The organism is Streptomyces sp. ME19-01-6 (assembly GCF_033793745.1).
GTDB lineage: Bacteria > Actinomycetota > Actinomycetes > Streptomycetales > Streptomycetaceae > Streptomyces.
The window spans coordinates 51544-65530 of sequence record NZ_JARAXF010000030.1 but is presented as its reverse complement, the minus strand read 5'-3'; the positions used below and the strand labels follow the sequence as shown (position 1 = coordinate 65530).

The window sequence follows — 13987 nt, the reverse complement described above, 5'->3', positions numbered from 1 at the left end:
AGCCGCCGTACACGTCCTATACGAAGGTGAACGGCCTTTTGGCGGCGACGACCTCGCAGACGACCTGCGTGACCAGGCCGTGGAGGAAACGGTTGCGGGCTTCGTAGCGGGCGCCGACCGCCGGCCCGCTGTGTCCGTCGAGCCAGGCCGCGTCGGTGCACTCGGGGCTCCAGTCGCCGATCCGGGACAGGTCCGTGATCGCTTCCCAGAGCCGGAACTTCATGGCCTTGAGCTAAAGCCCGGGGTCTCGTGCTTGCCGGGCCTGTCGAGCCGGAACCCGAAATCCCGTCACGCTCGTGATCAGGAGCCGGCGGACTGCGGACAGCCTCCCGCCGAGTGAATTCTGCGCCGGGCTCCGTGCACCACACGTGTTGCACCAGATATGATCACCGCGACCGCCTCTGAGCTGCGTGAACACCAACCGCACGCTCGCGGAGCCCCGGAGAATGGTCGGCGACTTCGACTGCTCAGGCGAGGACATCGAGCGGGACTGGGTAGCGCGCACGGGCTGCTGGAGCCACACCGAGCGGGTGCTGCTGACCTACGAGCAGGTGCGCGCCTACGAGCTGCCCGCGACCGAGGGCAAGCGCGGCGATCCGAGGTGGCCGGCCTTCGCCCGCCGCTACGGCTTCGACCCCCGCCGCCCGGTGCAGTGGGAGGTGGAGGCGCTGGAGCCGGCCGAACTCCAGCGCCTGGTCCTGGCCGCCGTCGACCCGTACGTTGACCGCGACGTCCTCGCCCGGCAGGTCGCCCGCGAGGAAGCGCAACGCCGCGCCCTGGCCGCCTTTCTGGACGGCTGGGACGCGGCGGGCGGAGGAGCACGGTCGTAGCGCTGGACGGGTGCCCGCAGACTCAGACGGGTGCCGGTGCCGGGCGCAGTGACGCGAGCGGGGAGCGCCGGCCTTTCTCCACCGCGCGGACGTGCTCCCAGCCGACCTCGGGGTGGGAGGCGACGACCGCGTCGACGGACGCCGTGGCGTAGAGCGCGACGTCGACGGCCCCGGGTCCTTCTCGCGGGTTGGGGTGTCCTCGGTTGCCCCAGCAGGAGTCCTCCCGCCCCTCAGGTACGACCCTGTCCGGCCCTTCTCGAGGGTCTGGCCGGCCACGGCGGCGTGCGGGACCTGGCCGTCGTGGAGGCGGGCAGCGGCCGGCGGCCCGGCGCTTGGCTGCGGCCTGCGTGTCCGCGGCGCAGGGGGCCGCACTCGTGCGCGCCGCACAGGATCAGAGCCGGACGAAGGCGTCCGGTGGTTCCGGGACCCGTCCCGGACCAGTGGCGGTATACCTCGGTTACCGACGCACCATCCGAGTGAAAGGGAGTCTGATGAGCAGACTTTTCGGTGTTCTGGCGCTTTCCGGCGTGACGCTGGCCGCTTTGGCGGTGGCCCCGTCTGCCTCCGCGCAGGACGACGGTCAGGCCAAGCGGTCCGCGGCCACCTGCTACGCGCAATCCTGCCACGGGCAGGACCCGCAAACGACCGGGTGTGCTGCCGATGCCTTCTCCCCCGACACCAAGTACATCGACGGCAGGAAGCTCGAACTGCGGTACAGCCCGACCTGCCGGGCGGCGTGGGGGCGTATCAGCGGCGGCGGCCAAGACTACGTGTCCATCCACAGCAGCTCGGGGGCGGAGTTCTGGAACAGCCCCGCCTATCACTCGTACACGGCCATGGTCAACGACGCAGGCCTGTTCGCCTACGCCTGCACGACGGTCGGAAACGACACGTGCACGCACACCTATTAGCGGAAGGCAGCGGCGTGATCGGGCGGCGCGCTGCGGTCCTGGCACTCCTGGCCGCAGCGTGACCGCCTGATCTGCGCTGACCGGCCCGCCCACGACGCTGGAGCAGCAGTGAGCGGGCCGGGACGACCCGGTACAGGGTGCGGCGCCCGCCCGTGGGTCAGCGGCGGGGGGCGGTGTCCCGGCCGGTCGCGGCCGCGGCGCCCGGCCAGGAGGTGTCGACAGGACGGGTGTCTCCGTCGGCGCTGGACAGCGTCCCCTGCTGCCGCCCGGGCGATCGGGCACTGGGTCGCATGGGGTTTCCCGTTGGCCTGTCTGACGCAGATAGCAGCGGTGAGCGACCTTGCGCAGCCACGCCCGCGGTTCCCGAATACTGTCCCATTTCTCGATGGCCACGGTGAACGCCTCATGAGCGGCATCGGCAGCCGCGGCCGGGGATCGGGGCGCGCTCAGCCGGTTGCGCGTCGCCGGGGCCGCCGCGCCGCGCCGTCCGTCAGCGCGGTGACGACCGCGCTACGCGTAGTGCGCTCGGGGTCGGTCGTGCGGTCGGAAGGACGCTTCCGGCAGGGCCGGGGAGCGTCGCTTTCCGGCGCAGTGCGGGCACCCTGATCCGGCGATGGCGCGGTGGCTCACCTTTGCTTCCCAGTGGTGGCCCTCGGTGCAGCGCCATCCCAGTCGAACGCTCGAATTGACGAGTAGTTCACCGACATCAGCCGGGGCGGTGTCCTGGTCTATCTGCGCGAACAGCTCCGGTATGTCGGCCAAGAGACCGGCAGAGATATCACGGCCGGCGCGGGCGCAGGCGGGACAGCCGGTCCCGCGGCTGCGGTTGGATATGCGCGCCTGATACTCATGGCCGACCGGGCATAGCCACCAGACCATGCGCCGGGACCCGGGCCCCACGCTGTCCGGCGGGACGTCGTTGCGAGGATGCCACTCGTTCACCAAGTGAGGGGCGCGGTCGCTGAGCTTGGCTTGGCCGCGCGGCACATAACCGGCGCACTGCGGGCAGCCGCTGCCCGCGATGCGCGAGTGCACCTGGGCGTTCCAGACGTGACCGTCGTGACACTGCCAGAACGCCGCTTTGTGAGAGCCAGGGCCGATCAGGGACAGATCAAGGTCGGCGTTCAGGGTCGGGTGCCACTGCGCGGCGATGACCGGATGTTCGACGATCAGGAAGCGGGTGCGGCGTGTCATGAGCACGGACAATAGGTCGCCTCACTGACAGTCCGTTGCTGTTGTGACGAAGCGGGCTTGTTGGCAAGGAGCGCCCTGCTTCGTCGCTGGCGAACCGAGGGCGGGGGACCGCACCGGCCGTCTCCGGACGGCGAGTACACGGTCCGCCCCCACCTGAGCAGCGGCAACAAAATCATCCCTCCTGACGCCTGACCACGCGGTCGCACACCAACCGACGGGAAGCCGGAGCAACGCCATGGACCCACGCGGCGGGAACCACGAGCAGCAGGCCCGCTACTGCACGCCCAGGGTTGTGCTGGACGGAGACGGGCTCACCGAGGCGCAGGAGCAGCTGGCGTGGAAGCGGTACTCGAGGCCGTGCTGCTGGCCGGTCTGCCGCCGTACAACATCGAAGCGGCAGCGGACGGTGAGGGGACCGGGGTGGGCATGCCCCCGGTCCAGGGCCGCCGTCATGCGCTGCGGGTGCTGTGGCGACAGGACGCGACGGCTGCCCTCCACCTGCCCGCTGAGCTGTTCGACGCGCATCAGGCCGCCATGGACCAGGCCCTGCGCACCATCCTTTCCGTTCACCGGCTCTGGGCCGAAGACGGACCCGTAGGAGAGGCCCCAGTCGTGCTCGGTCTCACCCGACCCGGCAGCACGTGAGATCGAGCAGGTTCAGCAGGCGGCAGTTGCGGATCAGACCGGTCAGCGGACCGTTGCTTTGTGTGCGGCCCTGTTGTCAGTGCCCAGGAGCACAATGATGAGAAGTCACTCATCTGGAGCAACAGGAGCAGGATGGACAGACGACTCATCCGTACCGCGGTCTTCGGTAGCCCGGACTCTGACGAGCCGGCTCTGTGTCCCGAGACCGCTGAGGAGTTGGATGCTTTCCGGCGTGAGTACGAGAACGTCACCATCTGGTGCGGCACCATGTTCGAGGGCGGCTGTGGCCGTCAGCTCATGACCAGGCGGTGCACCGACAAGATCTGCCACTTCGCCCACTACGGAAGCAGTGGCTCCGACCACCAGTGCGGCCGCAAGCAGCGCGGTAAGGACAGCGCCGACCACCTCTTCACCAAGGCCCACTTGGCGTCATGGTTGCGAGCCCTCGACATCGCTGCTGAGTTCACCTACCCCGAGCCCCTCGGATCCGCTGTGGTGGTCCGCTTGGAGGACGGGCGGACTCTCCTGGTCCACCTCGACCGAAACCGGCCCGTGGCCTGGGAGAACGGCGCGTGGGAGACCATCCTGGGACCCGGCGTACGCATAGCCCCCGGCGTCCTTGCCCAGCGCGGCTACATCCACCGGGTCCGCTTCGACGACCGCCCCGGAGGCGGCCGCACCATGCAATTCGGCACCGAGGTCCCCGGAGAAGGCAGCAAGTGGGGCAGCCTGAACGAAGTCGTCCTGACTTCCGAGAGCCTGGTCACCCCGACCAAGCCTGTCGCCATTCCCGCGCCGGCCGACGTGACGCAGCGGATGAGCGTTCCGGCCGAGCGGGCGATCGTTACTGTCGCCCCCTCCACCGGGCGTACGGCGCCGGCCGCACGGCAGGGTGATCCTGTCCGGCAGGCGTTGCTTCGTCTCGACATCGCCCTGCGCGACCATCCAGGGCGAATCCTGGCCGCGGTGGAGGTCATCCGACGGCTCCTGGAGACGGACCAGAAGTCGGAAGACGTCGCAAGGCTGCGTATCGCTCTGGGCCGCGGTGAGCGCTGGCTGGAGGAGCGCGCACGACTCCGGCGGGCTGTCGTGGAGCGATTGAAGGAACGGCCGACCCCCGAGCTGTACTGGCAGGCCGCTGACCTGGTGAAGGACCCTGACGCCTCCGCAGAAGAGAGGGAGGCCGTCGCGGCTGTCGAGGCCCGCGCTCGGCGTGCTCAGGAGCAGCAGCGAGCGGCCCGAGAGCGTGAGAGGGCCGAACGGCGCGAAGCCGAGGAGCGCGAACGGGCCGAGAGGCGCGAAACCGAGGAGCGCGAACGGGCCGAGACCAGGGAACGCTACGTCCACCAGGCCCGCGTTGAGAAGGTGGAGAAGTTCGCCCTGGCCGTCCGCGGTGCGCTGAAGAAGGCGGCCCGTGAGGGACGCACCACCACCTGGTCGGAAATCCAGCAGAAGACCGGCCTGCATCAATTGGGCCGCCTCGAACACGATGACAAGGTGGAACTGCTGGCGCTGGTTGAGAGCGCCACCGCCCCCGAGAACCCCCTGTGGTCGACCCTCCTCGCCGCTGCTGGCGACGGCGCCGGGCTACGCCTCCACCGCGACGTATCCAACCGTCTCAGCCGACCCCTGCCCGTCAGCGACGCGGACCTCATCAACCAGCTCGCCGCCGAACGCACCCAACTCCACCGCCAGTAGTAGCCGGGACTTACGGCCCGGCGACCCGCCCTGATCCGATCCTGGAACGCCACGGGCCCCGGGGTATCAACCACGACAACACCACTGCCCAGCAGATGCCGCTGCCCACCCACGCGATGGGCCGCCGTCGCTGTTGTGGCCCCAGTGGGGTTCCCCCATCGCGGTCTCGTGTCCTTCGTCCAGGACGCAGATCCGTCCCCAGCGGTGGTGCTTGCCTGGGCAGGTCCGGATGAGCACGGCCGTGTCACCGTCGCGGGCCGCCGGCTCGTAGCGGCCTTGGAAGGGCTGGAGGCGGGCGCGCAGCTCCAGGCCGAGTTGCTGCTCCACGCTGGGCAGCCAAGTGCAGGCAGTGCCTGGGCCCTTTGGTACTGCGTCGACGACCTCAAGCACCAGGTACGCAACCGGCCCCGCGCCGGGTCCGCCGGTGGATCTGCTTACTGAGTTCGGCACTTCAGGGTGACGATGATGAGCCGAGGGAGACGCGCCTGGCGCGGCGTTCAGTCCGCCTCGGCCTGGCCGAGGTGCGCCTTGCGATGGTTACTGGACCAGCCTAGGCGCTTGCGGTGTGCGACCTCGCCGCCGAGCTGCTCACTCCCTGCTGGAGGGCGCGGCAGGACGTAGGTGGACCACCGCGTCAGGTTTGATACCCGGGACTTCAGGCAGCGGCCCTCAGCGCGCGGGGTTCGAGTGATGGGATGCCCGAATTCCCCAGAGTCTGCTCGATTCCGCACTTGGTTGAGCGCTGAACGATGAGGCCGGGGTCGGCCCGGACCATCTTGGCTCAGCCCAGCGTGCCCATCAGGGCGGTGACGTAGGCATCCAGTCGCTCCTCCACGGCTCGCGTCGTCAGCTCTGTCCTCCCTGCCTCCCGCCATGGCCGCGACACCGACTGCACTTCTTCTGAGGCGGCCATCCCGTCCCGTACGAGCCAGTACAGCCGCTCGCTCGCGGCCGCGGCCAGCACCCCGCCGGCCTCCTCATACGCCTCGGGGAACCGCAGACCCCACTCCGGTCCGTGCAGCAGCGCGAGATTGACGGAGCAGTGCGCTACATCGAGATCCGCCGGGCCCCAGGAGGTCGATGCCCAGTCGACGACGCCGGTGATCCGGGCACCTGCCGGCCTTGAGGGCGGCACGTCGAACAGCACATTGCCGGGCTGGAAGTCCCGGTGCAGGAATCGCCCTTCATAGGGCGGCGCGGGCTTGCGGATCACGTCGATCGCCGCGGCCCATACCGTCGCGTCGGCGCCCTTCGGAGTCACGACGGTGTCGGCGGTCGTCAACGTCACGTACTTTCGTGGCCGCTCAGCGGGTCGCAACGCGTGGATCGCCACGAGCTGACGGGCCAGCAAAGGGACGCGCGTCTCCAGTCCCTCATCGTCGAGGACCGTCCGGCCCGCCAGATGTGTCATAAGGAGCGATGGATACTCGCAGTGCGCGGCGGTCAAATCAACCGCGACCAGTTCAGGAGCCGGCACACCGGTCCCCGGGAGCAGGGTCAGGGCGCCGGCCTCCCTGCTCAGCCCGTCCTCGGCGTGCTCCACGTAGAACGGGTTGACGTAGGTCCGCAGCACCAGGTCACGGGTGCCTGCGCCCCGCGTGCCGATGGTCAGCCTCCGCATTTCGGCAGTGATGCCGCCGTGCAGCGCCTCGGTTCTGATGATCCGTTCGCCGACCTCCAGGTGCCGGTTCACCCAAGCCAGTGTCAACGGTCGGACAGCCGCCGCCTCATCGTGGATGGTCACCGTGCCACCTCATCATCCGGACGGCGGAACCCGCGAATGCTTTACTGACTTCGGCGTTAGGGTCCGTCCGGTCTGTCGAGAGCGAGCCCTGTCCCGGCTAGGAATCCGCCGAGGAGGCGGTGCCGGTACTGCAGCGCCTTGAGCCGCCTGCGGAGCAGAGTCTCCAATTCGCTGAGGGTGCGGGCGGCCAGGTTGGCCAGGCTCCGCTTGATGTGTGCCCACAGGCCCTCCACCGGGTTGAGGTCGGGCGCATACCCGGGCAGCAGGACCACTGTCAGCCAGTCCCGCTCGGCCACGAGTGCCTTCATCGTCTTGGAGATGTGGGTGCTCAGCCGGTCCCACACCACGATCAGCGGGGCCTTCAGCAGTTGGTGGGCGCCATCCAGCAGGCGGATGTATTCCGTCTCGCCCAGAGAGCGACGCTCGCCCTTGCGGCCGGTATGCCGACGCAGCCGGTAGCACAGACGGGCGGGCAGGCCCGGCCGGAAGCACAGCAGGCCGGCCACCGAGAGCCGTCCGCGGCTGCGGCCGGACACCTTGGCCCTCGGGGTGATGCCGCGCCGGCCCCAGGTGCGGCCCTTGGGCGGCCGGCCGGTCACACCCGCTTCGTCCTCGAAGCAGATGAACGCACCGGTCGCCGCCCGGAGGGTTTTACCTCCTGCCAGGTCGCCTCCCGCCATGCGGTGATTGCGTCCTCGTCGCGTTCGGCGGCGGGCCGGGCCGGCATCTGGACGCTGTAGCCCATCCGGTGCAGCAGCCGAGTCACCCCGGAGACGCTGTAGGAGATGTGGAACTTCCGCCCGATCAGCGTGCGTACCCTTGCTGCGGTCCACACCTGGTCGTCCGCCCAGCCGTGCGCGGCCGGCCCCTCGTCGAGCCACCTCGCGAGCTTGGCCTGCAGGTGGGGGCCGAGCCGGCAGTCGTGGCCGGAAGGGCCTCTGGAACGCAGCGCCTCGCGCCCGCCCGTCCTCCAGGTGCAGCGCCACCGGTAGACCGACTTCTCACTCACCCGTAATTCCCGGGCGATGCACGGGGCTTCCACGCCCTCCTCGAAGAGGCGGGCGGCCCGCATCCGTACCTCTTCCCGGCGCCTGCGCTGCTCGGCGGTCAGCCCGCCCCCGTCCGGATACCGCATGCCTCCGGCGTACCAGCCCGGACGGACCGCGTCACCGGTCCCGACGCAAATCCAGACCCCGAAACGCCGAAGTCAGTAATCCTGTGATAGATGGGGGCGGTTCGGCCAGCACCGGGCGTCGGGGTCGCTTAAGTCCGTCATTCCTTCCTACCGTCGTGCGCAACGGCGGCCAGGGAACTGTCACCGGCTGCGGACCACGCGAACGAGTGCAGCGCACGCCCTGGGGGCGCATCCCACGCTGGCCGCGCTCAGGTCGCTGTCGGCGGTACTGCCCACGAGACCCAGCTTCTCCATTTCACCCAGGCCGAAGCCCGCGAGTGGGCCACCATCGAAGCCCTGCCACCTGCCAACCTGCAAACGAACTCGGAGGCTCTCTCCGGGCCCGCCACGACGCCCCGGGCCATCACGACGCAGCAGCAGCCACTGGCCGTAGTTGGGCAAGCGGAGCTGAACTTTTCCCGGCATACGAGTCAGCGCTTACTGCTCCTCGAAGGAGCCTGCTTCGTCGGTGGTCGGGGTTCCATCCGGTTCCAGGCCGGATGGCCAGAGCTCTTGCCAGATCGGAGGTAATTGTTGACCAGCGCCGATTCCTCGATTGGCTGCCAGAAGAGCGAGACGTTCGGCGTCAGCGCGTAGTCCGGAATCGAGGCGCATCTGGGCCAACACGTTCAGCCCGTGGCGACTACCGGCGGTTGCGGCGATTCTCACCAACCGTTCCGCTTCGTCATGAAGTCCGTGCCGCTCTTTCATGTACCCAAGCCGAGCCAGCGCGTCTACATCCCCTCTGCGAGTGGCTTCAACCGCGACGTACTCTGCATCACGTGAGCGCCCGGTTTGTTCGAGGAACTGAGACAATTTACTCAGGGCTTCCACCTCGCCGTGGTCGTCGGCTAGGACAGCGAGGCGAACTGCCTCTTTTAGCTCACCTCGCGACCCTCGGGAGCGAGCCAGATACGAATACCCTCTGGGGCTGCCACGACTCGCGGCGAGTTCTGCGTAGGCCTCAGCTTCGGTGTACTTCTGGCGCAGCATGCAAAGCTCGGCCAGGCGTCGAAGGGGCGATGCAGTGGGGGAGTTGCGAGCGAGGCGATCAGCCGCCGTCTCCCGTTCGGCCGCATGAAGCTGTTTGATGGTCTGCGAAAGGGTGTCAGTTGGGCATCGTTGCCTGAGTGTCAGTGACACAGCCTCAGTGACCTGCTGGTTGGAACTGACGGGTAGTGCCGACCTGTTGCTGACATGCGTGACGATAGCCCAAGTCATTCTCATGCCGACTGCTATAGACAGGTGCGAGTTGGTGCTGGTCAGAGGCTCCCTGCAGGTGTGAAGCTGTGCTCCGGCAGTGGGTTGTCGGGCGGTGGTGTCCCTACGACGGCTCTGCCTGGAGCGGCCAGTTCAGAGTGGCAAGCCCCGTTGGACCGCCGATGTGCACGTACTGCGTGCGGCCGGGGGTGTGGACGATGTTGGTGACCGGTGCCGCGGTGAGCAGGGAATGCACGAGACGCCCGGTGAAGGGCTCCCACAGCCGCATGCCGGTGCCGTTGCCTGCTGCCAGCAGACAGGTTCCCCGGACGTGGGGGAGCGGGGTCATGGCGGCGGTGTACGGGGTGTCCATCCGGCTGATCGGACTCCGGTCTCGAGGGTCCCAGATCACGATCTCGTGGGGCGTGGCGACGGCCACCGCGACACGGCCATCGGGCAGAGGGATGAGAGACAGCGAAGTGACTGCGGGGCGGTGGGGCAGCGTGCCGTCCTCGACGAGTTCGCCACTGGCCACGTCCCACACCAGCAGCCGGGAGCGCGCGGCCCCCATCACCAGGCAGCGGCCGGTGGGGGAGGGCAGCGCCAGCAGCGCGGTGATGCGCCGCCCGCCGTCGGGTAGTCCTGCCACCTCGCCGGTGGTGGCATCGACGACGACCGCTCCTGTGTTGCCAGCCACCACGACAGCGATCCGGTCGTCCGGAAGCCGCACGGCGCAGCAGCGGTTCTCCTTGAACGAGCCGCTTGCGATCGGCTTGGCGGCATCACGCCCGACGTGCCACAGATGGATGGTCTTTTCGTCGCCCACCACCACGGCGGTCTCGTCTTCCGGGCCGGGTACTGCCTCCAGGAACGTCACGGGCTTGGGGTGCTCGTAGTACTCCAAGCGTTGGCCGGTCGCAGTGTCGAGGATATCCACGATGTACGCAGTGGGGACGGCGAGCCGCTGCGCGCCGTCGGCCGGTGGCAGCGCGGTCATCATGCGTGCTGTGGCCAAAGCACGCGGCGGCTCGTTCACCGCAGTTCGGTGGATGCGAAACGTGCTCCGTCCGGCCCGATGCAGCAGGATGCCCTCGTCGCCGCTCACCGCAAGCTTCCAGTTTCCGTTCGGGGCTGAGACAGCGGCGAACATTGCCCGTGGCTGTGCCGGATACGTTCCCACCCGTCGTGCCTCGGACCGAGACACATCCCACACTTCGATGGACTCGTCCGTGACGACGCCCGCCAGGCGGGCACCGTCTGCATCGGTCACGCTCACCATGCGCTGGGTTGCGTCGGTCGGGCGGCCCGCCTTGTCGCTCCAGAAGTGGGTGGGGAAGATGCCGTCCCGGAAGGGATCGAACAGAGCCACCGGCTGGTTCTGGCCGAGTACTACTGCCAGCAGGTCGCCTCCGGATGGACCCCGTACGGCCGCGATGGACAGGTCCGTGGAGAACGGTACATCCAAGGGGAGCACGTCCTGCGTCAGGGGATCGAAGAGCACCCACCCGGCGCGATACAGCTTGAGGAGGTGGTAGCCGCGGCCTTGCGGGTCACGGACCCAGGTCAGCCGCTCCGGGAGGCGGGCACCGTCGGGCAGGCGTACCGGGCGGACCGTGTCTTCCGAGGGCTGCCACAGGAGCAGTTCGTTCCGCCTGCTGGCCACCACCATCGTCCACCGAGCATCACCATCGCGTGCCACGGTCACCATGCGCACGCTGTCCCGCTCCAGGCCCGCCAACTGGCGGCCCGAGAGCGGGTCGAACACCGCTGCGCTGCGAGGATGGGCCGCCACCAGGAAGGAACGTCCGCTGGTGCCCCTCGCGATGGTCAGGGCGTGTGCCACACCCGTATCGATGTGAGTGAGCTGCTGGCCCGTCGCGCTGTCCCAGACGCCGATGCCGCCGCGGGTGCTGGCGGCGAGCAGCTGCCGACCGTCCAGCGTCCTGAACGCGCACAGGGCATGCACCCGGCCGGAGGGGGAGGCCACCACGTTGGCACGCCCCTGCCAGCGCCCCCACTGCGTCTCCAAGGCCCCGCCGACGACGCGGGCGCAAGAAGGAGGCGACGGCACCGGGCTGTTGTCCCAGTCCGGTGCATCGTTCGCCGCCAGATGGAAGGCGATGCTGCTCAGGCGCGACGGGACATCGACGGATGCATCCAGGTAGGGCTCGATGAGCCCAGCCGCCGTGAGAACCCTGCGCTGGGTGTGGCCCACCGGCAGAGGCAGGCCCAGCCGTCCGCGCAGCGAGCCCGAGCTCTCCCAGACCGCCAGTTCCACCGGCATGATCGAATCGTCCAGGGCGTGGCCCAGTTCGGCGTGGGCCACCGTGTGGCGGCGCACATAGGGATGGGGCGCCAGGCGGCCGCCCTGCTCGGCCAGGCGGGCACAAGCCTCGGCGATGGCACGGTGGACCTGCTGCACGGGCTGCATGTCTTCCATTTCGGCAGCCCATGCCTCAGGAATGCCCGCAAGGGGATCCACGGCCAGCGATCCGGGCTCGGTCAACAGCACCTCGGCCACCCGCTGGTGGGCGGGCCGGTAGGTGACCCGGCCGTCCTCTTCACCGGCGGCTAGGTAACCGACCAGGCGGCTGTGGCGCACTGTGCGGATCACCGCGTCGATCTCGTCGGCGGGCGGTGCCGCCGGGCCGAGAACCGCGGCAGCCACCGTCGGCCACACTTCCGCCCACGGTAGGCCTGCGCCTTGGGCGAAGGCGGTGGCCCGCAGCACCGCCAGCAGCAGCCGCAGGCTGATGTGCTGGTCCCTGGCTACCTGCCGCAGGTCGTTGCTGAGCAGCGCTGTCGTTCCGGCCTGCAACCGGTCGTGCCAGAGGGGATCGTGCACGTCCTGCCGGCCGATCGCGGACCTCAGCTGGGTGGCGGCCAGCCGGGCGTCGAGGAACGACGGTGTCACCGCCTGCGCGATCACCGCCGCCACCTCGGCCGCCGCCGCATCATGACCGGCATACGGGCTGCTCTCGGTCGCTTGCAGAACCATCTCCACATAGGCGGTGATGTCGGCGACGGTCTGGCCCCCGTCCGTGCGCAGCAGGTCCAGCGGCACGCTGCTCTCGCCCATCCCCGCCTGCAGCACGGTGTACAGGAAACCCAGCAGCTGGTCGGCCGCCGCATCCTGCAGCTTGCCGCCCTCGATATCCTGGGCCGAACTACGCATTCCCAGTACCAACCGCACCGCCGGTTCCCCGTCCGCACTCCGCAGCCGGGCCAGCGGGGCGATCACATCGGACAGGCAGGCGGTCGGTTCCTGCGCCTCATCCAGACCGTCGACCACGAGTGTTACCGGCTCCCGCACCTCCGCGCAGACTGCGGCCACCCGGTCCAGCAGTGCCTGCAAGTGTGGCTCGCCCCCGACTCTCTCGGTGCCGAGGGCGGCCAGCAGATCCTCGACCAACGCCAGCGACGACTTTCCCCGCGCCAGCACGGCCGCGTCCACCGCACGCGGCCGCGGCCGCAGCGGTGTGGGAACCGCCTCCACAATGTCCGCGAACCGGGTAACGAACAGCGGATCGCTCAGCGTGACCAGCCGAGCCAGCAGCGCCGACTTGCCCGAGCCGGCCGCCCCGGTCACCACCAGCACCCCCGCCCCGGCATGGACGAACTCCACCAGTGCCTGCATCAGCGTCTGGCGCCCGCTGAAATACCAGCCCGGATCATCGTCATCGGTACGGCCCGAGGCGCGGGCCAGCCAGTACTGCTCCAGGGCGGACGCCGACAGCGACACCGGCTGCCGGGAGGCCTCCACGACCTGGTCCTTCGGCTGATAGTGCGGGTTGGGCAGGCACAGACTCCGCTCGTCGCGGCGCGAGTCCGGCCACACCCACAGCGCCCGCAGCAGGCCGGGGTTCTCATCCCCGACCGTGTTGAGGAGCTTCTCCCATTCCTCGAACGACAGATGGGACGCGGTGAAGCCGGCCGACTCATCCCTGACCTTGTCCAGCGCCAGCTTCAGCAGCCACGTGAACTCGCCCCGGTGCGGCTCCTGCTCGAAATCACCGCTGGTGATCACAGCGAGAGTCTTCAGGTCACGCCGCTGCGCGCACAACTCCTCAAGCAGCACGCCCAGTTCGCTCTTGAGGCTGCCGGCGAAGCAGGAGTCGACGAGCACCAGCACGTGCTCCGCCTCGCTGTCCATGACCTGCGTGATCAGCTCGCTGGTGGGAAACGCGGTGCCCAGCAGCCGGTCGGGGGCAGTGTGGCCGAAGGTCAGGTAATGGCGCCGGGAGTGGCCGCGCAGGCCGTGCCCGGTGATGTAGACGACCAGCGCCTGGTCCCACTGCGCCTGCGCGAGTTCCTGCTCGGTCAAAAACAGCCGCAAATCCTCCGGCTGCGTCAGCTCCTTGGGCCGCGCGACCTCGAACCGCCGCTCCGCGTCCATCGCGGGATCGGCCAGCCAGCCGGTGATCGTCTCCACCTGCTTCTGGATGCCTGTGGTGAAGGCTTCATCCTCGGTGAAGTACTCGTCGACCGCAACGACCACCAGCCGCCGAGGCCACGGCGCCATCCCGTTCAACCACGCCCCCTCACAACCCATCTTGCCCAGCAATCTAACCACCAGCAGGACAGGGGCTCA

13 protein-coding genes are annotated in these 13987 nt (G+C 69.0%); 4 read left to right on the top strand and 9 right to left on the bottom strand.

What is annotated here, in order from left to right; all coding sequences use genetic code 11:
- Positions 1-16: 16 nt before the first annotated feature.
- Positions 17-223 (bottom strand): SRPBCC family protein, encoded by a 207-nt coding sequence (locus PV419_RS41120; protein ID WP_319697847.1) that lies wholly within the window; start codon positions 221-223, stop codon positions 17-19.
- 187 nt (positions 224-410) lie between these two features.
- Here PV419_RS41120 and PV419_RS41115 point away from each other — a divergent pair, with 187 nt between their 5' ends.
- Together PV419_RS41115 and PV419_RS41110 are read left to right on the top strand one after the other, a co-directional pair.
- Entirely contained in the window at positions 411-830 is a 420-nt protein-coding gene (locus PV419_RS41115; RefSeq protein WP_319697845.1) for a hypothetical protein, read from the top strand.
- A gap of 491 nt (positions 831-1321) precedes the next feature.
- Complete coding sequence (locus PV419_RS41110) at positions 1322-1741, top strand: DUF2690 domain-containing protein (RefSeq protein WP_319697843.1); 420 nt, start codon at positions 1322-1324, stop codon at positions 1739-1741.
- A 157-nt stretch (positions 1742-1898) separates the two neighbouring features.
- Here the strand turns inward: PV419_RS41110 and PV419_RS41105 are convergent, their stop codons facing one another.
- Together PV419_RS41105 and PV419_RS41100 are read right to left on the bottom strand one after the other, a co-directional pair.
- Positions 1899-2033 carry a hypothetical protein gene (locus tag PV419_RS41105; RefSeq protein ID WP_319697842.1) on the bottom strand — a complete coding sequence of 45 codons (135 nt, stop codon included), beginning with the start codon at positions 2031-2033 and terminating at the stop codon, positions 1899-1901.
- A 218-nt stretch (positions 2034-2251) separates the two neighbouring features.
- The gene (locus tag PV419_RS41100) at positions 2252-2935 is read right to left on the bottom strand and encodes a zinc-ribbon domain-containing protein (RefSeq protein WP_319697840.1); all 684 of its coding nucleotides are present in this window, start codon (positions 2933-2935) and stop codon (positions 2252-2254) included.
- Between the two features lie 336 nt (positions 2936-3271).
- On the opposite strand from PV419_RS41100, the gene PV419_RS41095 reads away from it, so the two are divergent.
- Together PV419_RS41095 and PV419_RS41090 are read left to right on the top strand one after the other, a co-directional pair.
- On the top strand, positions 3272-3580 hold the full coding sequence (locus PV419_RS41095; protein WP_319697838.1) for a hypothetical protein: 309 nt from the start codon (positions 3272-3274) through the stop codon (positions 3578-3580).
- 132 nt (positions 3581-3712) lie between these two features.
- Positions 3713-5278 carry a hypothetical protein gene (locus PV419_RS41090; protein WP_319697836.1) on the top strand — a complete coding sequence of 522 codons (1566 nt, stop codon included), beginning with the start codon at positions 3713-3715 and terminating at the stop codon, positions 5276-5278.
- A 66-nt stretch (positions 5279-5344) separates the two neighbouring features.
- On the opposite strand, the gene PV419_RS41085 is transcribed toward PV419_RS41090, so the two are convergent.
- The 6 genes from PV419_RS41085 to PV419_RS41060 all read right to left on the bottom strand — a co-directional run bounded on the left by PV419_RS41085 (position 5345) and on the right by PV419_RS41060 (position 13918).
- Positions 5345-5605, bottom strand: coding sequence for a hypothetical protein (locus PV419_RS41085; protein WP_319697835.1), 261 nt, complete (start codon positions 5603-5605; stop codon positions 5345-5347).
- Between the two features lie 454 nt (positions 5606-6059).
- Positions 6060-6971 (bottom strand): phosphotransferase family protein, encoded by a 912-nt coding sequence (locus PV419_RS41080; RefSeq protein WP_415925487.1) that lies wholly within the window; start codon positions 6969-6971, stop codon positions 6060-6062.
- A 107-nt stretch (positions 6972-7078) separates the two neighbouring features.
- Positions 7079-7621 carry a transposase gene (locus tag PV419_RS41075; protein WP_319697832.1) on the bottom strand — a complete coding sequence of 181 codons (543 nt, stop codon included), beginning with the start codon at positions 7619-7621 and terminating at the stop codon, positions 7079-7081.
- Positions 7618-8157: a winged helix-turn-helix domain-containing protein gene (locus PV419_RS41070; protein ID WP_319697830.1), complete on the bottom strand. Its 540-nt coding sequence runs from the start codon at positions 8155-8157 to the stop codon at positions 7618-7620. Before PV419_RS41070 ends, PV419_RS41075 begins: the two co-directional genes overlap by 4 nt.
- Positions 8158-8634: 477 nt before the next feature.
- Entirely contained in the window at positions 8635-9423 is a 789-nt protein-coding gene (locus PV419_RS41065; RefSeq protein WP_319697828.1) for a hypothetical protein, read from the bottom strand.
- Positions 9424-9520: 97 nt separating this feature from the next.
- Positions 9521-13918 (bottom strand): AAA family ATPase, encoded by a 4398-nt coding sequence (locus tag PV419_RS41060; protein ID WP_319697826.1) that lies wholly within the window; start codon positions 13916-13918, stop codon positions 9521-9523.
- Positions 13919-13987: the final 69 nt, after the last annotated feature.